Annotated in this window: 17 protein-coding genes and 2 tRNA genes; 10 read left to right on the top strand and 9 right to left on the bottom strand. The window is 71.8% G+C overall.

The window, feature by feature from the left end:
* Positions 1–4 precede the first annotated feature (4 nt).
* The 3 genes from dnaJ to dnaK are packed head-to-tail and all read right to left on the bottom strand — an operon-like array spanning position 5 to position 3726.
* On the bottom strand, positions 5–1195 hold the full coding sequence (gene dnaJ, locus IE271_RS14915) for a molecular chaperone DnaJ (RefSeq protein ID WP_190190776.1): 1191 nt from the start codon (positions 1193–1195) through the stop codon (positions 5–7).
* Positions 1196–1228: 33 nt separating this feature from the next.
* The gene (gene grpE, locus IE271_RS14910) at positions 1229–1885 is read right to left on the bottom strand and encodes a nucleotide exchange factor GrpE (protein WP_190190775.1); all 657 of its coding nucleotides are present in this window, start codon (positions 1883–1885) and stop codon (positions 1229–1231) included.
* Positions 1882–3726, bottom strand: a complete 1845-nt coding sequence (dnaK, locus tag IE271_RS14905) for a molecular chaperone DnaK (protein WP_190190774.1) — start codon at positions 3724–3726, stop codon at positions 1882–1884. The genes grpE and dnaK overlap by 4 nt, the downstream gene beginning before the upstream one ends.
* Positions 3727–4195: 469 nt before the next feature.
* Here dnaK and IE271_RS14900 point away from each other — a divergent pair, with 469 nt between their 5' ends.
* The 4 genes from IE271_RS14900 to IE271_RS14885 all read left to right on the top strand — a co-directional run bounded on the left by IE271_RS14900 (position 4196) and on the right by IE271_RS14885 (position 9595).
* Positions 4196–6487 carry a (Fe-S)-binding protein gene (locus tag IE271_RS14900; protein ID WP_190190773.1) on the top strand — a complete coding sequence of 764 codons (2292 nt, stop codon included), beginning with the start codon at positions 4196–4198 and terminating at the stop codon, positions 6485–6487.
* Positions 6488–6759: 272 nt separating this feature from the next.
* Complete coding sequence (locus IE271_RS14895) at positions 6760–8049, top strand: FG-GAP repeat domain-containing protein (protein ID WP_229919359.1); 1290 nt, start codon at positions 6760–6762, stop codon at positions 8047–8049.
* 139 nt (positions 8050–8188) lie between these two features.
* Positions 8189–8404: a hypothetical protein gene (locus tag IE271_RS14890; RefSeq protein ID WP_190190771.1), complete on the top strand. Its 216-nt coding sequence runs from the start codon at positions 8189–8191 to the stop codon at positions 8402–8404.
* 183 nt (positions 8405–8587) lie between these two features.
* On the top strand, positions 8588–9595 hold the full coding sequence (locus tag IE271_RS14885; protein ID WP_190190770.1) for a Yip1 family protein: 1008 nt from the start codon (positions 8588–8590) through the stop codon (positions 9593–9595).
* Positions 9596–9958: 363 nt separating this feature from the next.
* Here the strand turns inward: IE271_RS14885 and IE271_RS14880 are convergent, their stop codons facing one another.
* Both IE271_RS14880 and IE271_RS14875 read right to left on the bottom strand, forming a co-directional pair.
* Positions 9959–10423, bottom strand: coding sequence for a GNAT family N-acetyltransferase (locus tag IE271_RS14880; RefSeq protein WP_190190769.1), 465 nt, complete (start codon positions 10421–10423; stop codon positions 9959–9961).
* A 187-nt stretch (positions 10424–10610) separates the two neighbouring features.
* Positions 10611–10703: transfer RNA gene (locus IE271_RS14875), tRNA-OTHER, on the bottom strand.
* A gap of 21 nt (positions 10704–10724) precedes the next feature.
* Here IE271_RS14875 and IE271_RS14870 point away from each other — a divergent pair.
* Positions 10725–10925, top strand: coding sequence for a hypothetical protein (locus IE271_RS14870; protein WP_190190768.1), 201 nt, complete (start codon positions 10725–10727; stop codon positions 10923–10925).
* A gap of 43 nt (positions 10926–10968) precedes the next feature.
* On the opposite strand, the gene IE271_RS14865 is transcribed toward IE271_RS14870, so the two are convergent.
* Together IE271_RS14865 and dcd are read right to left on the bottom strand one after the other, a co-directional pair.
* A complete protein-coding gene (locus IE271_RS14865) occupies positions 10969–11478 on the bottom strand; it encodes a phosphoribosyltransferase (protein ID WP_190190767.1) in 510 nt (169 codons plus the stop codon).
* Positions 11479–11483: 5 nt separating this feature from the next.
* Positions 11484–12059 carry a dCTP deaminase gene (gene dcd / locus IE271_RS14860; protein ID WP_190190766.1) on the bottom strand — a complete coding sequence of 192 codons (576 nt, stop codon included), beginning with the start codon at positions 12057–12059 and terminating at the stop codon, positions 11484–11486.
* Positions 12060–12709: 650 nt separating this feature from the next.
* Here dcd and IE271_RS14855 point away from each other — a divergent pair.
* Both IE271_RS14855 and IE271_RS14850 read left to right on the top strand, forming a co-directional pair.
* Positions 12710–12783: transfer RNA gene (locus tag IE271_RS14855), tRNA-Gly, on the top strand.
* 229 nt (positions 12784–13012) lie between these two features.
* A complete protein-coding gene (locus IE271_RS14850; protein WP_190190765.1) occupies positions 13013–13234 on the top strand; it encodes a hypothetical protein in 222 nt (73 codons plus the stop codon).
* Between the two features lie 1344 nt (positions 13235–14578).
* On the opposite strand, the gene IE271_RS14845 is transcribed toward IE271_RS14850, so the two are convergent.
* Positions 14579–14989, bottom strand: coding sequence for a Fur family transcriptional regulator (locus IE271_RS14845; protein ID WP_190190764.1), 411 nt, complete (start codon positions 14987–14989; stop codon positions 14579–14581).
* A gap of 533 nt (positions 14990–15522) precedes the next feature.
* Here IE271_RS14845 and katG point away from each other — a divergent pair.
* The 3 genes from katG to IE271_RS14830 all read left to right on the top strand — a co-directional run bounded on the left by katG (position 15523) and on the right by IE271_RS14830 (position 19191).
* Complete coding sequence (katG, locus tag IE271_RS14840; protein WP_190190763.1) at positions 15523–17757, top strand: catalase/peroxidase HPI; 2235 nt, start codon at positions 15523–15525, stop codon at positions 17755–17757.
* A 293-nt stretch (positions 17758–18050) separates the two neighbouring features.
* Entirely contained in the window at positions 18051–18239 is a 189-nt protein-coding gene (locus IE271_RS14835) for a hypothetical protein (protein ID WP_190190762.1), read from the top strand.
* A 562-nt stretch (positions 18240–18801) separates the two neighbouring features.
* On the top strand, positions 18802–19191 hold the full coding sequence (locus IE271_RS14830; RefSeq protein ID WP_190190868.1) for a hypothetical protein: 390 nt from the start codon (positions 18802–18804) through the stop codon (positions 19189–19191).
* A 7-nt stretch (positions 19192–19198) separates the two neighbouring features.
* On the opposite strand, the gene IE271_RS14825 is transcribed toward IE271_RS14830, so the two are convergent.
* Positions 19199–20380, bottom strand: a complete 1182-nt coding sequence (locus IE271_RS14825; RefSeq protein WP_229919346.1) for a GAF domain-containing SpoIIE family protein phosphatase — start codon at positions 20378–20380, stop codon at positions 19199–19201.
* Positions 20381–21082: the final 702 nt, after the last annotated feature.

The following is a 21082-nucleotide window of genomic DNA, read 5'->3' as shown; positions in this document are numbered from 1 at the left end:
GTCCTCATGCTCCCTTCGCGGCCTGGAACAGCTCCGCCCGCGGATCCTCGTCCGCGGTCGCCTCGCGATACGCCTCCAGCGCGTCGCGGGCCTTGCCCGACACGTCCTTGGGCACGGCCACCTCGACGGTGACCAGCAGGTCGCCGCGGGTGCCGTCCTTGCGGACCGCGCCCTTGCCCCGGGCGCGCATCGTGCGGCCGTTGGGCGTGCCCGGCGGCAGCTTCAGCGTCACCGCGGGTCCGCCCAGCGTGGGCACCTTGACCTCGCCGCCCAGCGCCGCCTCCGCGAAGGTGACGGGCACCGTGACCGTGAGGTTGTCGCCCTTGCGGCCGAAGACGGGGTGCGCGTCGACGTGGACCACGACGTACAGGTCGCCGTTGGGCCCGCCGCGCTCGCCGGGAGCGCCCTTGCCGCGCAGCCGGATGCGCTGCCCGTCGGAGACGCCCGCCGGGATCCGCACCTGCATCGTGCGCGAGGACTTGGCGCGCCCCGAGCCCTTGCAGACGTCGCAGGGGTCCTCGGCGATCAGGCCGCGGCCCTTGCAGTCCGGGCACGGGTCGGTCAGCGAGAAGCCGCCGCCCGAGCCCCGGGCGACCTGGCCGGTGCCGACGCAGGTCGGGCAGACGCGCGGCGTGCCGTTCTTGTCGCCGGTGCCCGAACAGGCCTTGCAGGGCTGCTGGCTGGACATCCGCAGCGGTACGGTCGCGCCGTCCACCGCCTCCGTGAAGCTCAGCGTGACCTCGGACTCGACGTCCTGGCCGCGCCGCGGCTGGGTCCGTGCGCCGGGTCCCGCGCCGCCGCGGTTGAACAGGCCCCCGAAGACGTCACCGAGCCCGCCGCCGAAGCCGCCGGCGCCGCCCGCTCCCCCGGCCCCGCCCTGGGCGCCCCCGAAGAGGTCGCCCAGGTCGAAGTTGAAGGAGCCGCCTCCGGCGCCGGGTCCCGGACGGAACCCGCCGTTGCCGAAGAGGGCGCGCGCCTCGTCGTACTCCTTGCGCTTCTTGGGGTCGCCGAGGACGTCGTTCGCCTCGGAGATCTCCTTGAAGCGCTCCTCGGCCCTGGCGTTGCCCTTGTTGGCGTCCGGGTGGAACTCGCGGGCGAGCTTCCGGTACGCCTTCTTGATCTCGGCCTCGGTGGCGTCCTTGGGGACGCCGAGGACCTTGTAGTAGTCCTTCTCGATGAAGTCCTTGGTGCTCATCCCCGACGTCCCTCCTCTCTCATCCGTTCAGCGTCAGCCCTCGTCCGGGCCACCGCTCTCCTTGTCCTCGGCCGTGTCGGCCTCGTCGGCCGCCTTCACCGTCTGCGCGCCCGGCTGGGGCTCGGCGACGGCCACCCGCGCGGGGCGGATGGTGCGCTCGCCGATCCGATACCCAGGCTGCAGAATCGCGACGCACGTCGTCTCCGTGACGTCCGGCGCGTAGCTGTGCATCAGGGCCTCGTGGACCGTCGGGTCGAAGGGCTCGCCCTCCTTGCCGAACTGCTGCAGGCCCATCTTGGCGGCGACCGTCTCCAGGGACTCGGCCACCGACTTGAACCCGCCGACCAGCTCCCCGTGCTCCCGGGCCCGGCCGATGTCGTCGAGCACGGGCAGGAGCTCGGTCAGGAGGTTCGCGATGGCGATCTCCTTGACCGCGATCCGGTCGCGCTCGACCCGGCGGCGGTAGTTCTGGTACTCGGCCTGGAGCCGCTGGAGGTCCGCGGTGCGCTCGCCGAGCGCCGTCCGGACCTGGTCCAGCTGGGCCGTCAGGCCCGCGGTCTGTGCTGCTTCCGATGCGTCCCCGGCCGGGGCCGCCCCCTCCTCGGGGGCGGCCTTCGGCTCGGCGTCGTCAGAGGTGGCGCCGGAGGGGACGTCGGGCTTCTCCTCGAAACCCGGGGTCTCCTCCGTCACGCGGCACCGTCCTTGCGCTCGTCGTCGACGATCTCGGCGTCCACCACGTCGTCGTCGGCCTTGGCCTGGTCGGCGCCCGGGGCACCGGCGCCCGCGGCCTGCGCGCCCTGGGCGTCGGCGTACAGGGCCTGGCCGAGCTTCTGGGAGACGGCGGCGACCTTCTCGGTGGCCGCGCGGATCTCGCCGGAGTCCTCGCCCTTGAGCTTCTCCTTCAGCTCGGCGACGGCCGTCTCGACCTCGGTCCTGACGTCGCCCGGGACCTTGTCCTCGTTGTCCTTGAGGAACTTCTCCGTCTGGTAGACGAGCTGCTCGCCCTGGTTGCGGGTCTCGGCGGCCTCGCGGCGGCGGTGGTCCTCCTCCGCGTACTGCTCGGCCTCCTGGCGCATCCGGTCGACCTCGTCCTTCGGCAGCGAGGAGCCGCCGGTGACGGTCATCTTCTGCTCCTTGCCCGTGCCCAGGTCCTTCGCGGTCACGTGCATGATGCCGTTGGCGTCGATGTCGAAGGAGACCTCGATCTGCGGGACGCCGCGCGGCGCCGGCGGCAGACCGGTCAGCTCGAACATCCCGAGCTTCTTGTTGTACGCCGCGATCTCGCGCTCGCCCTGGTAGACCTGGATCTGCACGGACGGCTGGTTGTCCTCGGCCGTGGTGAAGATCTCGGACCGCTTGGTCGGGATCGTGGTGTTGCGCTCGATGAGCTTGGTCATGATGCCGCCCTTGGTCTCGATGCCGAGGGACAGCGGGGTCACGTCGAGGAGCAGGACGTCCTTGACCTCGCCCTTGAGGACACCGGCCTGGAGCGAGGCGCCGATGGCGACGACCTCGTCCGGGTTCACGCCCTTGTTGGCCTCCTTGCCGCCGGTCAGCTCCTTGACGAGCTCGGCAACGGCCGGCATGCGGGTGGAGCCGCCGACGAGGACGACGTGGTCGATCTCGGCGATGGAGATGCCGGCGTCCTTGATGACGTTGTGGAACGGGGTCTTGCAGCGCTCCAGCAGGTCCGCGGTCAGCTGCTGGAACTGGGCGCGGGTCAGCTTCTCGTCGAGGTGCAGGGGGCCCTCGGCGGACGCGGTGATGTAGGGCAGGTTGATCGAGGTCTCCGTGGAGGAGGACAGCTCGATCTTGGCCTTCTCGGCCGCCTCGCGCAGGCGCTGGAGGGCCATCTTGTCCTTGGACAGGTCCACGCCGTGGCCGGACTGGAACTGCTTGACCAGGTAGTCGACGACGCGCTGGTCCCAGTCGTCACCGCCGAGGTGGTTGTCGCCGTTGGTGGCCTTCACCTCGACGACGCCGTCACCGATCTCCAGGAGGGACACGTCGAAGGTGCCGCCGCCGAGGTCGAAGACGAGGATCGTCTGGTCGTCCTTGTCGAGGCCGTAGGCCAGGGCGGCGGCCGTCGGCTCGTTCACGATGCGCAGGACGTTCAGACCGGCGATCTCGCCGGCCTCCTTCGTCGCCTGGCGCTCGGAGTCGTTGAAGTAGGCCGGGACGGTGATGACCGCGTCCGTGACCTTCTCGCCCAGGTAGGCCTCGGCGTCCCGCTTCAGCTTCTGCAGGATGAACGCGGAGATCTGCTGGGGGTTGAAGTCCTTGCCGTCCAGGTTGATCTTCCAGTCGGTGCCCATGTGGCGCTTGACCGACCGGATGGTCCTGTCGACGTTCGTGACCGCCTGGCGCTTGGCGACCTCGCCGACGAGCACCTCACCGTTCTTGGCGAAGGCGACGACGGACGGCGTGGTCCTGGCGCCCTCGGCGTTGGTGATGACGGTGGGCTCGCCGCCCTCCAGAACGCTGACGACGGAGTTAGTCGTGCCCAGGTCGATGCCGACCGCACGTGCCATTTCGATTCCTCCAACTGACTTGAGTGGAACAGGCTCAAGAGTGCCTCACGGAAGCTCCGGAGTCAACAGACCTGAGTCGAGCGGACTCAACTCTTATCCGCTTCTTACGCGCAGGGGCCGGTTCCTCGCGCTCCGAAGCCTGTTCAACCCGCGCGGGGACCCGCACGGCACGGCGGCGTGCGCACGCACGCGCGTGCCGCGACGACGCACGCCCACGGGTACCCGCGCGCCCGTCCGGCATGAGGGGCCGACCGGGGGTATACGCACAGCGACCCCCCGGGTACGACGGGGCGCCACGACCCGCTCAGGCACACCTCAGCGACGCAGATCACCGCACGTCTGACTACAGTGCGACCGCGGAAGTGGGTAGCCTGTGACGGACTGGATAAGTTACTGCTTAGTAATCCCCTGGTGATCCCCCGCTGAAGCAACCCGCTGAAGCCCACCTCGCAGGCCCGAGGAGCCTCCCATGCAACTCGCCGCGATCATCGTGTCGCTGGTCCTCGCCGTGGTCGGCGTCGCACTGTTCGGCCGCGCCATCGCACAGATCATCCGCTTCGTGCGGCTCGGGCAGCCCGTCCCCGCGGGCACCCGCACCGACGACTGGGGCGCGCGCACCGTCACGGTGGTCAGGGAGTTCCTCGGCCACACCCGGATGAACCGGTGGGGCGTGGTCGGCGTGGCGCACTGGTTCGTCGCCGTCGGCTTCTTCTCCCTGGTGCTGACGCTGGTCAACGCCTTCGGCCAGCTCTTCCGGGCCGACTGGGCGCTGCCCGTCATCGGGCACTGGCTGCCGTACGAGATCTTCGTCGAGTTCATCGGCCTGATGACGACGCTCGGCATCCTCACGCTCATCGTGATCCGCCAGCTGAACCTGCCCACCCGGCCCGGCCGCAAGTCCCGCTTCGCCGGCTCCAACTTCGGCCAGGCGTACTTCGTCGAGGCCGTCATCCTGATCATCGGCCTCGCGATCATGACGCTGCGCGGTCTGGAGGGCGCCCTGGCGGGCGTGCACGGCTACGAGGCCGCGTACTTCGCCTCGTACCCGCTGGTCGCCGCCTTCAAGGGGCTGAGCGTCACCGCGCTGCAGAACCTGATCTACCTGGTCGCGATGATCAAGATCGGGACCTCCTTCGTCTGGATGATCACCGTCTCGCTGAAGACGGACATGGGCATCGCCTGGCACCGCTTCCTGGCCTTCCCCAACATCTGGTTCAAGCGCAACGCCAAGGGCTCCACCGCGCTCGGCCCGCTGCTGCCGATGACGTCCGGCGGCAAGCCGATCGACTTCGAGGACCCGGGCGAGGACGACGTCTTCGGCGTCTCGCAGGTCGAGCAGTTCTCCTGGAAGGGCCTGCTGGACTTCTCCACCTGCACCGAGTGCGGCCGCTGCCAGTCGCAGTGCCCGGCCTGGAACACCGGCAAGCCGCTCTCCCCGAAGCTGCTGATCATGAGCCTGCGCGACCACGCGCACGCCAAGGCCCCGTACCTGCTGGCCGGCGGCGGCAAGACCGTGGAGGGCGAGGAGAAGGCCTCCGAGGAGCAGCTGAAGGACGTGCCCGCGGCGGCGCTGGCGGAGGCCGAGCGCCCGCTGATCGGCACCCTGGAGGAGAACGGCGTCATCGACCCGGACGTGCTGTGGTCCTGCACCACCTGCGGCGCCTGCGTCGAGCAGTGCCCGGTCGACATCGAGCACGTCGACCACATCGTCGACATGCGCCGCTACCAGGTGATGATCGAGTCCGCGTTCCCGTCCGAGGCGGGCACGATGCTCAAGAACCTGGAGAAGAAGGGCAACCCCTGGGGCCTGGCCAAGAAGCAGCGCCTGGAGTGGACGAAGGAAGTCGACTTCGAGGTGCCGGTGGTCGGCAAGGACATCGAGGACCTCACCGAGGTCGAGTACCTGTACTGGGTCGGCTGCGCCGGCGCCCTGGAGGACCGGGCCAAGAAGACCACCAAGGCCTTCGCCGAGCTGCTGCACATCGCGGGCGTGAAGTTCGCGATCATGGGCGGCGACGAGAAGTGCACCGGCGACTCCGCCCGCCGCCTGGGCAACGAGCCCCTGTTCCAGGAGCTCGGCATGGAGAACGTCATGGCGCTGAACACGGCGTTCGGCGAGGAGCTGGACGACGACGGCAAGGTGACGCAGGAGTCCCGCAGGCCGAGGTCGGCCAAGAAGATCGTCGCCACCTGCCCGCACTGCCTGAACACGATCGGCAACGAGTACCCGCAGCTCGGCGGTGACTACGAGGTCATCCACCACACCCAGCTGCTCCAGCACCTCGTCGACGAGGGCAAGCTGGTCCCGGTCACCCCGGTCGAGGGCATCATCACCTACCACGACCCGTGCTACCTGGGCCGCCACAACAAGATCTACACGCCGCCGCGCGAGATCATCGGCAAGGTCCCGGGCCTGCGCAACGAGGAGATGCACCGCCACAAGGAGCGCGGCTTCTGCTGCGGCGCCGGCGGCGCGCGGATGTGGATGGAGGAGCGGATCGGCAAGCGCATCAACAACGAGCGCGTCGACGAGGCGCTGTCGCTGAACCCCGACATCGTCTCCACCGCCTGCCCGTTCTGCCTGGTGATGCTGACCGACTCGGTCAACGGCAAGAAGAACGACGGCAAGGCCAAGGAGTCGATCCAGGTCGTGGACGTGGCCCAGCTGCTCCTGGACTCGGTCAGGACCCCGGTCGACGACGAGCCCCCGGCGGGCGAGGCGCCCTCGGAGAGCGAGCCGGAGCCCGCACCGGTGAAGTGAGGCCGGAACGGCCGTACGGCTCCCGCACCCCATGTCCCGGTACGCCCGGGACATGGGGTGCGGTCGTTCCCGGCTCCCCCGGCGCCGTACGGGGCCCGGCCCCTCCCGGTGGCGTACGGGCCCCGGCCTCCTTCGGCGCCGTACGGGCGCTCGCCTCCCCGGTGACGTACGGGCGCCGGAAGCGCATCATGTGCAGGTTGTTGTCTCGTGATGCGACCGGGGTGGATGTGAACAAGGGGAAGAACGGGAGACGGACGGCGGGCGCGGGCCTCGTGCCGGGCGCCGTGGCGGGATGCTGCGCACTGCTGCTCGCGGGCTGCGGTCCCACCGCCCACGACGACGGCCCGGCCGCCGGCCGTACGTCCGCGGGCACGGCCCGTTCCGCCTCGCCGCTGCTGCCCGTCCCGCGCGGCGGGGGCAGCGACACCGCCGCCGACTTCAACGGCGACGGCCACCGCGACCTCGTCCTGGACGAGCTGGTCGTGGACCCGGGGAACAGCCACGGCGACGACGCGGGCATCGGCGTCGTCTACGGCACGCGGGACGGGCTCGTGCCCGGCGCACGGCAACTGCTGGGCCCGGCCACGCACGCGGCCCGCACGCAGGGGCGGCTGCCCGCCGTCTTCGACGCGGAGGAGAGCTGCGACCTGGACGGGGACGGCTTCACCGACCTCATCGTGTCCACCGACCCGCCGTACGACGGGCAGGGGCGCCCGCCGGTGCCCCTGCAGATCCTCTTCGGTTCGCCGAAAGGGCTCGCCGACCGTGCGGTGAAGCTGTCGATCCCCGCGCAGGCACGTTTCGGCGACGACTGGCCGGACCAGCCGGTGTGCGGCGACTTCGACGGCGACGACGCCGTCGACCTCGTCGTCCACGCCTCGGACGGACGCCTCAGCCTCCTGCGCGGCCCGTTCGGCCGCGGGGGCGCCCCGCGCGCGGCCGGGTCCCCGCTCGCCTCGCCCGGCAACGTGCCCACCGGCCCGGCCGCGGACGTCGACGGCGACGGGTACGACGACCTGCTGGTGCGCGCGGCCGAGGGCGACGCCGCGTCCGCCGTCGTCCTGGGCGGCCCCGGCGGCCCCGCCCGTACCGGCGTCACCCTGCCCGCCGGCGCCGACGTCGCCCTCGGCCGCTTCGGCCGGGGCCGGAACCTGGACGCCGCCGTGGGCTCCGCCGGCGGCACCGCCCTGCGCTACGACGTCCCCGGCACCGCGCGCGGCACGCTCGACCTGCCGGGCACCGCCCTGGACGCGGGCGACCTGGACGGCGACGGGCTCGACGAACTGATCACCGCCGGCACCCGGCTGCGCGTCCTGCGCGGGCGCACGGCGGGCCCGTCCGTATCCGCCGCGATCACCGTGGAGCCGCCCGCCGAGGGCACCACGCGTGTGCTGGACGTGGCCGACTACGACGGGGACGGCCGCGCGGACCTGGTGGTGCGCACGTCGCGCGGGGACACGGAGGACACCGTCGCCGTGTACCCCGGCACGAAGGAGGGCGTGGTGGCGGCGAAGCCCGTCCTGACCTTCTCCAGCGCGGAGTTCCTGGAGACGAAGGGCTGACGGCCCCGCCCCCTCCCGCCCGGTCCCGTTCCCATGTCCCGCTCCGCCCCGTTCCCCATGTCCTGTTCCGTCCCGTCCCACGGTTCACGGAGAACTCAGGGACTTTTCGTGTCCCGTATAACCCTCGGGCGGTGGGACCGTGCCACTGAACCTCACGGTGGGCGACGTCAACGGCGGCGGCAGGTCCGACCCGCTCGCCGGTGCGAACGGCGAGAACGACTTCGACGGTGCCGTCACCTGCCTGCCCTCCGGCGGCACGAAGATCGTCACCACCGGCGCACGCTCCATCCCGCCGTCGGCGATCGGCGTCTCCACCGGCGCCTGCCCGGTGTGCGGCCCGAACGCCGCCACCTGATCCGCCGCCGTACCACCCCGTGCCCGCGCCCGCGCCCTCCAGGCGCGGGCCCGGCCGCAGCCCGTCCGAGGCCGGGAGCGGGGACGCCGAGCCGCCCCGGGGAACCCACTTGGCCGAAGGCCGTCACCGGTCCGCCCGCCGGACGGCGCCCCTAAGGGACGCCCCGGTGAACCCCCGTAAGGGATGTCACAGCTCGGCAGCAATGCCGGGTCCGACGGGCCGGTCCCACCACGCCGCCCCGCGGGAGCAGGTACGTTCGACAACGTGGCTGGATTCAGGATCGGACGCGGCCGGGACAACCGCACGCAACAGGCGCACCCGCAACAGCACGCGCGGCAGCAGCCGTACGGGCAGCAGGCCCCGCAGGGCGGCGGCCCGTCGTACGGCTACCCGTCCGCGCCGCAGCCGTCGTACCCGCAGCAGCAGCCGCAGTACGGCGGGCAGCAGTACGGGAGCGGCCCCCAGCAGTGGACCCAGGGCGGAGGGCACGGTGAGCCGGAGTACTTCGGCGACGGCGGCGGCCGGCACCAGGGCCCCGATCCGTACGCGGCGAACAACCCGGGCCACACCCAGGCGTTCACGGTCGGCGAGGACCCCTACAGCCAGGGCGACACCTACCGCGCCGGCCAGGCACCGCCGCCTCCGGTCGGCCCGCGCCTGCCCTGGAAGGAGCTGCTGAGCGGCATCGTCCTGCGCCCGAACCAGACCTTCCTGCAGATGCGCGACTACACGATGTGGGTCCCGGCCCTCATCGTGACGTTCCTCTACGGCCTGCTGGCGGTCTTCGGCTTCGACGGCGCGCGCGAGGACGCGATCAACGCGACGCTCACCGCCGCCGTACCGATCGTCCTGACGACCGCGGTCGCGATCGTCATCAGCGCGTTCATCCTGGGCGTGGTCACGCACACGCTGGCCCGCCAGCTCGGCGGCGACGGCGCCTGGCAGCCCACGGTGGGCCTCTCCATGCTGATCATGTCGATCTCGGACGCCCCGCGCCTGGTCGTGGCCATGTTCGCGGGCGGCGACGCCCCGTTCGTGCAGATCCTCGGCTGGGCGACCTGGATCGCGGGCGGCGCGCTGCTGACCCTGATGGTCTCCAAGTCCCACGACCTGCCCTGGTCGCGCGCCCTGGGCGCGTCCGCGATCCAGCTGATCGCCCTGCTGTCGCTCGTCAAGCTGGGCACGTTCTGACGGCGGGCGGACCCGCGTACGACAGAGGGCTCCCGGTCGGCACAGGCCGACCGGGAGCCCTCTTTCCGTGCGGCCGGAAGGTCCCGGGAACGTCAGGCGTCGCGCACCCGCCCGGCTCTCTTCGTCACCGGCGCCTCGACGATCTGGCCGACTTGACTCCATGAGGGCAGTGGCCCTGCCCTGCTCCGAGACTCGGGGGAGGCCCGTTCGTCGTGGCGCGCATCGAGCACATCCTGACCGGCCCTCGTCGGCGGGATACCGGACGTACCACGGCGGGATCCTGACCGGGGACGGCGGAGAGCCCGCCAAGGGCGGGTGGGAGCCGATTCAACACCGTCGCGGGAGCCGGGGTCGGTGGTGAACTCAGGCGGGGTTCTCGTCGAGCACCAACATGATGTGCTCATTCTCCCCATACCGGACCGTCCCGGTACGCCGGAAGCCGTGTTTCTCCAGCAGGCGCACCGAACCGGTGTTCCCGGCATGGGGATCGGCATACAGGGGACGGGCCTTCTCCCGTTCCAGAAACAGCGTCAGCGCCCGCGTACCGATCCCCCGCCCCCAGTACTGCCTGCCGAGCCAGTACCCGATGAAACGCCGCCCCTCGTCCCACCAGGCCACCGCATTGCCCGCCAGCTCCCCGTCGACGGTGATGGCCTGCACGAAGACAGTGGGGTCCCCGAGGACCTTCGTAGCCCAGTGGGTCATGAAGGCTTCCCGTTCCCGGGGCGGGAACTTCGACCGCTGCACGGCCTCAGGATCATGCTCCTGCGCGAAGAACTCCTCCAGATCAGCCGGTACGACGTCTCTTAAACGCACCTGATCACTCATGCCGACGGAGTCTGCCACCAGCCACTGACACTCCCCGGAGGCCGATGGCTTTCGATCCGCCGTGTGAACAGCCGTGCCCCGATCGTGCCCGATCGAGCGGGGAACACCGGGGAACGACGAGCACTCACGGACAGCGCGCAGCACGAAGGCCCCTGACCGTTCTTCCTGGTCAAGGGCGCTCAACCTGTGCGGTGGGGTGGGATTCGAACCCACGGTGACTCGCGCCACGACGGTTTCCGAGATCGCCGGCGGCTTGGCCTGGTCAACAGAACGCCACCGCCCGCGCATTGGCCTGTACGCCATGGACACCTCAGCCCGGCACGACGGCCCTCTGTCGGACCAGGAGTTCGACCAGTTCCGCGAGTTGCTGCGCCGGTACTGCGCGCACGAACTCGACCAGTGGGAGAGCTTGCGGACCAGTACGCCCTACGGTCCTGTGTACGTGCTCTTCACCCGCTCCCTGCCGCCGGACACGGCCCCCGAGGCATACAGGACGTTTTGACCCATTCGCGCGCGGTACAGCTGCGAAATACAGTAACCGCAGGTCAGAGCGCTTCTCTGTTCGGCTTGGCCGCTTCCCCCGACGTATGCACTGGAGGCAGGACACTCCACGGGAAGTTGATCCAGTCCTCGGTACGCTTCCACACGTACTCGCACTTCACGAGGGAGTGGGACTTCTCGTAGATGACGGCGGAACGGACCTCGGCGACGGTGTCCAGGCAGAAGTCGTGGACGAGCTTCAGCGTCTTGCCGGTGTCGGCCACGTCGTCCGTGATCAGCACCTTCTTGTCGGAGAAGTCGATCGCGTTGGGCACGGGCGCGAGCATGACGGGCATCTCGAGCGTGGTGCCGACGCCGGTGTAGAACTCGACGTTCACCAGATGGATGTTCTTGCAGTCCAGGGCGTAGGCGAGCCCGCCGGCGACGAAGACCCCGCCGCGGGCGATGGACAGGATGATGTCCGGCTCGTAGCCGTCGTCGGCGATGGTCTGCGCGAGTTCGCGCACGGCGACGCCGAACCGCTCGTAGGTCAGGTTCTCCCGTTCGCTGCTCACGTCGCTCACACCTGGGTCCTGTGGAAGTTGACGAAGGACCGGGAGGCGGTCGGCCCGCGCTGGCCCTGGTAGCGGGAGCCGTACCGCTCGCTGCCGTACGGGAACTCGGCCGGCGAGCTGAGCCGGAACAGGCACAGCTGCCCGATCTTCATCCCCGGCCACAGCTTGATCGGCAGCGTGGCGAGGTTGGACAGTTCCAGGGTGACGTGCCCGGAGAAGCCCGGGTCGATGAACCCGGCCGTGGAGTGGGTGACCAGTCCGAGCCGCCCCAGCGAGCTCTTGCCCTCCAGGCGGGAGGCGATGTCGACGGGCAGCGTGATGACCTCGTACGTCGAGGCCAGCACGAACTCCCCCGGATGCAGGATGAACGGCTCGTCCCCGTCCGGCTCGACGAGCCGGGTCAGGTCCGCCTGCTCGACCGAGGGGTCGATGTGCGGGTAGCGGTGGTTCTCGAACACCCGGAAGTAGCGGTCGAGGCGCACGTCGATACTGGACGGCTGCACCATGGAAGCGTCGTAGGGATCGATCCGTACCCGCCCGGAGTCGATCTCGGCCCGGATGTCCTTGTCTGAGAGAAGCACGCCCCGAGGATACGCGCGCGGGCCCGCCACCTCGGTGACGGGCCCGCGCACGGGTACGACGTGTGACCGCGCTGGTGCTCAGCCCTACTGCTTCTGCGCCCCGACCGGAACGGCGTTCCTGAGCCGGGCGCACCGTGGGCAACGGATGAGCCGGCCGGGACCGAGCCGCTCGGCCATCTGCATCGGGAACGAAGCGGTGCTGAACACGTGCCCCTCGGCACAACGGACGACGGTGCGCTCCATCAAGTCCTCAGAGTCCCTTCCCCAAGAGCCGCGTCTGACTGACGACGAAAGCCACATTAGGGGATGAACGGGAAGGCGCTCCAGACGGCACTCCGGCCACACGAGGACCCTCGGCCCCGCCCCCACCGTACGCCCCAACTTCTGCCCCGCGCAGCCCCGTCCACTCCCCGGGAATCCGCAGCGCAGCGACGGCTCCCGCCCGCCGGTCGGCCCCGGTCCCCGTCCCGGAGCTGCCCCGAAAGGGGTCCCGCAGGGGTCCGGAACGGCTCCGGCGCGCCCCCGAGGAACCTCCGGCACGACTCGGAAACGGCCCCCGAACGACGAGGACCCCACGGCGTCAGCACCGGGGGCCAGGCATGGGGTAGAGTGAGCGAGCACTTCGGCACCGGCTCCGACCGGCGCTTTGTGCGGGTGTAGTTTAATGGTAGAACATCAGCTTCCCAAGCTGAGAGCGCGAGTTCGATTCTCGTCACCCGCTCCACGAAGAAGGCCCAGGTCGTCGACCCGGGCCTTTCTGCTGTGCGTTGGGATCACTCGTCGCGTGCCGGATCCGTGCCGGAGGGCCCGGCCGGACGCCGCCCGACCGCGACGGTGCGGGCCCTCGGCTCCCGCGGCCGGCCCTGCGAAGGGGTCCTCACCGTCCGGAGTCGTGCCGGACGGCGGACGCAAAGCCGTGGAGGACGGGTACGCGCGGGCGCATACTGATGGTAATGACAAAGCGAGCAGCACCGAAGCGCCATTTGTCCACCAGTCCCTTCAAGGCCCCGGTCGTACCGCCCCTCAAGGAGTTCGCCGTGGGCGACCGGGTCACGCATGACGTGTACGGCCTCGGCCGGGTGATCGGCGTCGAGGACGGGATCGCGGTACTCGTGGACTTCAGCTCGGCGCAGGAGCGGATCCTGAGTCCGTACGCCAAGATGAGCAAGCTGTAGGACCGTTGTGCCCGGTCGCGGCACGCCAGGTTCCCTCCACACCCCTACTGACGCCCGGGAGATCCCCCATCGACCTGACCTCGCCGTTCTCCGCTCCGGAAGGAGCCTCCCCCTGTGCCTCCGCGGTGTCGCCGCCTCCGACGACGAACCCCTTCCAGGCACCTGATTTCGAGGAGAACGAGGACTTCTGGCCCATGGACGACGCATGAGCGTCCGGTCCGCCCCCGGTACGGGCGCGGCTTCGCGCGAGGCCGGCCGGGCCCGGCCGGTGGCAGCGGCTCCGGCCGCGCCCGATCGGTGACCGCGGCTCCGGCGTGGATCACCTCGGTTCTCCGGGCCGAGAGCGCGAGTCGTGTTCTCGTCACCCGTTCCGGCGAGAACCCCCGGGTCGTCGATCCGGGGGTTCTCCGTTGTCCGGAGCAGTGGGCGGGGCGCCCGGCCGCGGGGCCGGGCACCCCGTCGTCAGGCGTTGTCCGCGGCACTGCGGCGGCGTACGGCGACGACCCGCTCCGGCGCCGAGTGCGACGGCGACGGCGCCCGTGAGGGCGATCGGCGCCGTCACGGAGGACGAACCGGTCCCGGCGAGGTCGCCGTCCGCGTCGGTCCCGGCGGCCACCGCCTGCTCCGACGTGCCGCCCTGCGCCGAGGGACCCGTACCCGTGCCGGACTTCACGGTGTCCGGCCGCTCGTCGTCGTCCCTGTCGGGCCGACCGGGCCTCGCCCCGTCGACCGGGCCGGGCCCGCTGCCCCCGGGCAGGACCTCGAAGTGGTAGCGCTTCATCGGGCCCAGGACGCAGGGGTTGTACGCGCCGGAGGCGGCAGGGCGGAGGCGTCGGCGGTCTTTTTTTCCGTCTCGCGGTTACCGTCGAAGGAGATTCGCCCGGGCAAAAGGGGTGAATGAGGACGACTGCCCAGGATGTCCGCATTCCTCTGTGCCTTATGCCACCGGGGCGCGGTCGGCGATCACCGTGCCCGCATCGCGTCCGAGGCCCGGACCGGGCGCTCCGTCCCCAGCAGGACCAAGTGAGCGTTGACGCACCATGGCCGCCGCGTACGCCGGTTGACCGGTTGCCGGGACACGCCGGTTGACCGGTCCCCGGGCCGGTTCCAGAGGCTCGGACCCTCCTGGAGCACGGGCTCTTTTCCTGTCGCCGCAGAGCGAGCCGCCCTTCGTGAAGCGAGTCGCCCTTCGCCGTACGCGGGTTCTGGCATTTCGCGTCGCGGGACTCGCACCCCTGCCCCGGTCCGTCCGGGCGGCCCCGGGGCGCGCCTGTACGGATCCGGCCGACCGGCCGGGGCCGAGGCCCCCTCGCAGTCCTGCCTGCACGCGTACGCGCAGCGGTCCTACGCACAGTCGGGGCACAGCCCCCGGTAGGTGACCTCCGCCTCCGATACGACGAATCCGTAGCGCTGGTCCGGCGGGAGGTCGCAGAGGGGGTCGCCCACCGGGTGGACGTCGCGGATCGTGCCGCAGCCGGAGCAGACCAGGTGCTGGTGGGGGTGGTGGGCGTTGGGGTCGTAGCGCTTGGCCCGGCCCTCGGTGGAGACCTCGACGATCTCGCCCAGGGTGACCAGTTCGCCCAGGGTGTTGTAGACGGTCGCGCGGGATATCTCGGGCAGCCGCTCCACGGCGCGGGCGTGGACCTCGTCGGCCGTGAGGTGGACGTGGTCGCCGCTGAGGACCTCCGCGACGACGCGCCGCTGGGACGTCATCCGCCAGCCACGCCCTCGCAGCCGCTCCAGCAGGTCACTCATGTCGTTTCACCTATTCGCGTTCGGTGGTGCGCGGGGTCGGGTCCATGGGTGAGGGCGTGGGTCTCAACCGGCCATGGGCTTGGCTTTCTTCTTGACTTGGACTCAGTCCATCGTAGGATCTGTTCCGGTACCCGCCAAGGGACAGGAGGCCCCAGGACGGCAGGAGACGAACGATCACGTGGTCGTACCTCTCTTCACGTCGTGTCGGAGGCTTCTCACATGCTCAACCGGGTGGGGCTCGTACGCCACACCCCGCCGGTCCGGGCGCCCGGGCCGGTGCGCGGAGCGCGTCGGGGGGGGGGACCGGCACCACGGGAGTGACGGTGGTGCGGGTCCGTCGCCGGCGCCGGCCGCACGGCGGAGGGGGCGGCGCGCCCGGCCGCGCCCGACGACCCCGCTCTCGCGCGCCGAGGCCGAGGTCACCCGAAGAGTCAGCGTCATCGAGTCCGCGTCATCGCCGTTCCAGCCTCCTCGTCACCACCCGCAGTTCCCCAGCTCCAACTTCGCGACCTGCTCGGTCCGGAAGGATTCCCATGTCTGAGAACCACGACGCCATCGTCACAGACCCCAAAACGGAGTCGGAGAGCGCGGGTGGCTGCCCCGTCGCGCACACGGCGCGCGCCCCGCACCCGACCCAGGGCGACGGCAACCGCCAGTGGTGGCCCGAGCGGCTCAACCTGAAGATCCTGGCCAAGAACCCGGCCGTGGCCAACCCGATGGACGAGGACTTCGACTACGCCGAGGCGTTCAAGTCCCTGGACCTGATGGCCGTGAAGCGGGACATCCAGGAGGTGCTGACCACCTCGCAGGACTGGTGGCCGGCCGACTTCGGGCACTACGGCCCGCTCATGATCCGTATGGCCTGGCACAGCGCCGGCACCTACCGGATCAGCGACGGCCGCGGCGGCGCCGGCGCCGGCCAGCAGCGCTTCGCCCCGCTCAACAGCTGGCCGGACAACGGCAACCTGGACAAGGCCCGCCGTCTGCTGTGGCCGGTCAAGAAGAAGTACGGCAAGAACATCTCCTGGGCCGACCTCATGATCCTCACGGGCAACGTCGCCCTGGAGTCGATGGGCTTCAAGACCTTCGGCTTCGCCGGCGGCCGCGAGGACGTGTGGGAGCCCGAGGACGACGTCTACTGGGGCCCCGAGACCACCTGGCTCGGCGACGAGCGCTACACGGGCGACCGTGAGCTGGAGGAGCCCCTCGGCGCCGTCCAGATGGGCCTGATCTACGTCAACCCCGAGGGCCCGAACGGCAACCCGGACCCGCTGGCCTCCGCCCGCGACATCCGTGAGACGTTCCGCCGCATGGCGATGAACGACGAGGAGACCGTCGCCCTGATCGCCGGCGGCCACACCTTCGGCAAGACCCACGGCGCCGGCCCGGCCGACCACGTCGGGGCCGACCCGGAGGCCGCCTCCGTCGAGGAGCAGGGCCTGGGCTGGCGGAACACGTTCGGCACCGGCAAGGGCGCGGACGCCATCACCTCCGGTCTCGAGGTGACCTGGACCAGCACGCCCACCCAGTGGAGCATGGGCTTCTTCGAGAACCTCTTCGGCTACGAGTGGGAGCTGACCGAGAGCCCGGCCGGCGCCAAGCAGTGGAAGCCGAAGGACGGCGCGGGCGAGGGCACCGTCCCGCACGCCCACGACGCCTCGAAGAAGATCGCCCCGGCGATGCTCACCACCGACCTGGCGCTGCGCTTCGACCCGGTCTACGAGCAGATCTCCCGCCGCTTCTGGCAGAACCCGCAGGAGTTCGCGGACGCCTTCGCGCGCGCCTGGTTCAAGCTGACCCACCGCGACATGGGCCCGAAGTCGCTGTACCTCGGCCCGGAGGTCCCCGAGGAGACGCTGCTGTGGCAGGACCCGCTGCCGGAGCGCGAGGGCGAGGTCATCAACGCCGGTGACGTCTCCGCCCTCAAGGCCAAGCTCCTCGACTCGGGCCTGACCGTCTCGCAGCTGGTCTCCACCGCGTGGGCGTCGGCCTCGACGTTCCGCGGCAGCGACAAGCGCGGCGGCGCCAACGGCGCCCGCATCCGCCTGGAGCCGCAGCGGGGCTGGGAGGTCAACAACCCCGACCGGCTCGCGCTCGTCCTGCGCACCCTGGAGAGCGTCCAGCAGGAGTTCAACGCCGTATCGGAGCGCAAGGTCTCCCTGGCCGACCTGATCGTGCTCGGCGGCTCCGCGGCCGTGGAGAAGGCCGCCAAGGACGCCGGTTTCGACATCGAGGTGCCCTTCACGCCGGGCCGCGTCGACGCCACCGACGAGCACACCGACGCGGAGTCCTTCGCCGCGCTGGAGCCCCGCGCCGACGGCTTCCGCAACTACGTGGGCAAGGGCAACCGCCTGCCGGCCGAGTACCTGCTGGTCGACCGGGCGAACCTGCTCACGCTGAGCGCCCCGGAGATGACCGTCCTGGTCGGCGGCCTGCGCGTCCTCGACACGAACTACGACGGCTCGAAGACCGGTGTCCTCACCGAGACCCCGGGCACGCTGACGAACGACTTCTTCGTCAACCTGCTCGACATGGGCACCGCGTGGAGCTCGGTCTCCGAGGACCAGGCCACGTTCGAGGGCCGCGACCGGGCCACCGGCGAGGTCAAGTGGACCGGCACCCGTGCCGACCTCGTCTTCGGCTCCAACTCCGAGCTGCGCGCGCTCGCCGAGGTCTACGCGAGCGACGACGCGAAGGGCAAGTTCGTGGCGGACTTCGTCGCGGCGTGGAGCAAGGTCATGGACCTGGACCGGTTCGACCTCGTCTGACACCGCCTGGTGCCGATGACGCCGGACGACGTCATCGGCACCGTCCGCCGCCGCGTCCGGTTCGTCAGTGACGTGGAAGCCCCCGGGTTCCGGCCCGGGGGCTTCCACGTCGTCCGGGCAGGACGGACGGCGCGGGCCGCGTCCCCGGTCCCGCGAGGCGGGCGGGCCGGTGCCGGATGCCGTGTCGTGGGGCGGCGCCGGATATCGCGTCGCGCGCCGCCGTGCGGCGCGCGTAGGGTCGCCCCTCGGACGGCGGCGCGCGGACGTGCGCGGAGGGGCGGGGGAGAGCACCGGTGGGCAGGAGACGTTTCGTCGCCAGGGGGGTCCCCGGCGGCTACCGGATCTGGGACGACCGGGGCCGCAAGTGGTGGGGCGACCTCTACGGGCTCTGCCCCGACGACCTCCTGGCCGAGCTGAACGGGAAGCGGGACAACGAGCGGATCACCGCGCTCCTGAAGCGGTACCGGGCGCTTCGGCGATGAGGCCGGTGAGACCGGTGAGGACCGCCGTACGGCCGGGCGCGAGATTTTTCACCCGCGGCGAAGGTTCCCCTCGCCGACCAGGCCGACACTACGGTCCTCGACCACATCACGGTGCCGGAGAAGACCGGCACGGTGAGCTTCGACACCGTCCTCCTCCAGCGGACCACCCCGCCGAAGCCGCCGTCGGAGCAGATGACGCCGCCCGCGCCCGGGCCCGGCGAGCCGGTCACCGTGCTCGCTCCGCCCGCCGCGGCCCCCGCGTCGCCCGGCGCCACGTCGCGGCCGGACACGGGCCCGAGTCCGGACCCGACTGCGGGCCGAGGCCCGGCGGGTCCGGGGCGGCCGACCGGTCACGGCGCGCGCGGGGCGCGCGAACGGCGCCGTGGTGCCGTCGCGGCACGGCGGTACGGTAGTAGAGTCATCGGCCATGGCGCACCCCGAGTCGCTCCCCATGGCGCACCCCGAGTCGCTTCCCGAGGCCCCGCGGGCATCGCTCCCCGAGCCGCACCGCGCGTCCTCCGCCGGGTCGCACCCCGACGAGTTGCTGGCCGACATCGCCGCGATGGTGGAGTCGGAGCACAGCAACCAGATGTCCCTCACCGTGGTGATCCCCGGCGCCGTCCTCACCGGGCGGCTGGCGCCGGAGTCGCTGTGGAGGCAGCGCGTCGCGGAGGTGCTGCGGGACTCCGACCGGCTGGGCGCCTTCGCCGCCGTCTTCGCGGGGTCCGACGGTCCCCGGGCCCCGCACGACCCGCCCGAGGGGGCCGGGCCGCCCGAGCGGGCGGACGGCGACTCGCCTCGCCCGGTCGCCCGCCCCACCCACCTGCACTTCCACGTCGCCCGCATCCTCCAGGGCAATGTCGGCATCCCCGACACCGGCGGCATGTACCGCGTCGCCCTGAAGGACGTCAGCGCCTGGACCGTGGGCGCCATCGGCTACGCGGACCACTGAGCCGGGCCTACGCCCCCACGGTCCCGGTGGTCTCCGGCGCCCCTTCCCCCGCCCCCTCCGCCACGTCCTCCGCACCGTTCCCCGGCGCGCGCACCCCCGCGCCGGGGCTGATCCGCGCGGCCAGGACCGCCACGTCGTCCTCGGCGCTGTGGGTCTCCAGGGCCGTGAGGACCCGGTCGAGCAGATGGCGCAGGTCGGCGCCGGCCGGCGGGGTCAGGGCCGTCAGCCGGCCCAGCGCCGCGTCGATGTCCACGCCCCTCCGCTCCACCAGGCCGTCGGTGAACATCAGCAGCGCGTCCCCGGGCGCGAGGGCGTGCGTGACGGCCTCGTAGCCGCCCACGCCCGCACCCAGCGGCGGACCGACCGGCAGGGGGAGCAGCCGGGCCGTGCCGTCCCCCGCGAAGACCACCGGCGGCAGGTGCCCCGCGCTGGACAGGACGGCCGTGCCGCGCACCGGGTCGACGCGGACGAGCAGGCAGGTCGCCGGGCGCCGGGCGCCGTCCCCGGCGGCGGCGTCGTCGAGCCGGCACAGCACCTGGTGCGGGGACGGGCCGGCGGCGGCGACGTAGCGCAGCATCGAACGGTACGCGTTCATGTCGACGGCGGCCTCCAGGCCGTTCCCCATCACGTCGCCCGCCACCAGCAGGGTCCGCCCGAAGCGCAGCCGCACCGTCTCGCACCAGTCCCCGCCGGCCGCGGCGCCGCCGCCCACGGGCAGGAAGCGGGTGGCGACGTCGAGGTTCGGGTGCGGGTGCCCGGACCCGGCCGGCAGGGTGCGCCGCAGGTCGAGCGCCGTGCCCCGCGCCCTCGCACGGCGGCGGGCGTGACCGATGTGCACGGCGGCGAGCCGCGCCGCGTAGTGCATCGTCGTGGTCTCCCGGTGGGTGAAGGGCGCGCCCGTGCGGACGGCGAGCAGCACGCCGTACAGCCGGCCGTGCGCGAGCAGCGGCACCGACACGGCCCGGCGCGGCACGCCCCCGCTGAGGTCGTCCGAGGCGGTGATCGGGTGCCCCTCGTCGAGCGCCTGCACCCTGAGCGAGCGGACGGAGCCGGGGACGCGCGGTTCCAGCAGGTCGCGCCGGCCCGCGGTGGCGACCCTGGCCAGGGGCGGGTCGGGCGCGTGCCGGCCCGCCGGCAGGTCCTCGTCGAGCAGGTCCACCTCGCCGGCCTCGCAGCCGTGCCGGCACACGAACGCGGCGAGCTCCGCGCAGGTGTTCCGCTCGTCCTGGCGGGTGCCGATCGACTCGACGGCGTCCTCGACCGGTCCGAGCGAGGCCAGGACGACCGGCGCGGGGGCGGCCCTGAACCGCGCGGAGGGATCACTGCCGAGCGGTTCCCGGCCGGGCGGGTCCTGAGCACGCGGATCCCGGCCGGGCGACTCCCGGCCGTGAGGATCCTGGTCGTACGGCCCCCGGCCTGACGACCCTTGGCCGGACAGTCCTTGACCGGACGGCCCTCGACCGGACGGTTTCTTCCCGCGTGGCCCCCGGTCGTACGGAGCGTGCGAACCGTACGGGCCGCGCGCTCCGCTCCCGTGGGGACCCCTCCCGTACGAACCGCTCCCGTACGCGTCCTGCCCCTCCGCGTCCTCCTCGGGCGGCCTCCGGCCGCCCGGCCCCCTCCCGCCCGGCTCCCCCGCGACCGGTCCCCGCGGGACCGCCCCGGTGCGGCCCTCCCCGGGCACCGGTAAGTCCACGTCCGGCGGCTCCACGTCCGGCGGCTCCACGTCCGGCGGCTCCGCGTCCGGCGGACCCGTCACCGGCGGTCCCCCGGCCGGCGGCGGTCCGGACGACGGCCGCGCGCCGGTCCACTCGTGCTCGTCCGCTGATTCCACGGGCCCCGGGCCCGCATCGCCCCGCCTCAATCCGACACCTCCCTGCGGTTCGCCCGT

This window comes from Streptomyces minutiscleroticus, from assembly GCF_014650875.1.
Lineage (GTDB): Bacteria > Actinomycetota > Actinomycetes > Streptomycetales > Streptomycetaceae > Streptomyces > Streptomyces minutiscleroticus.
This window is presented reverse-complemented; position numbering and strand designations above follow the sequence as displayed.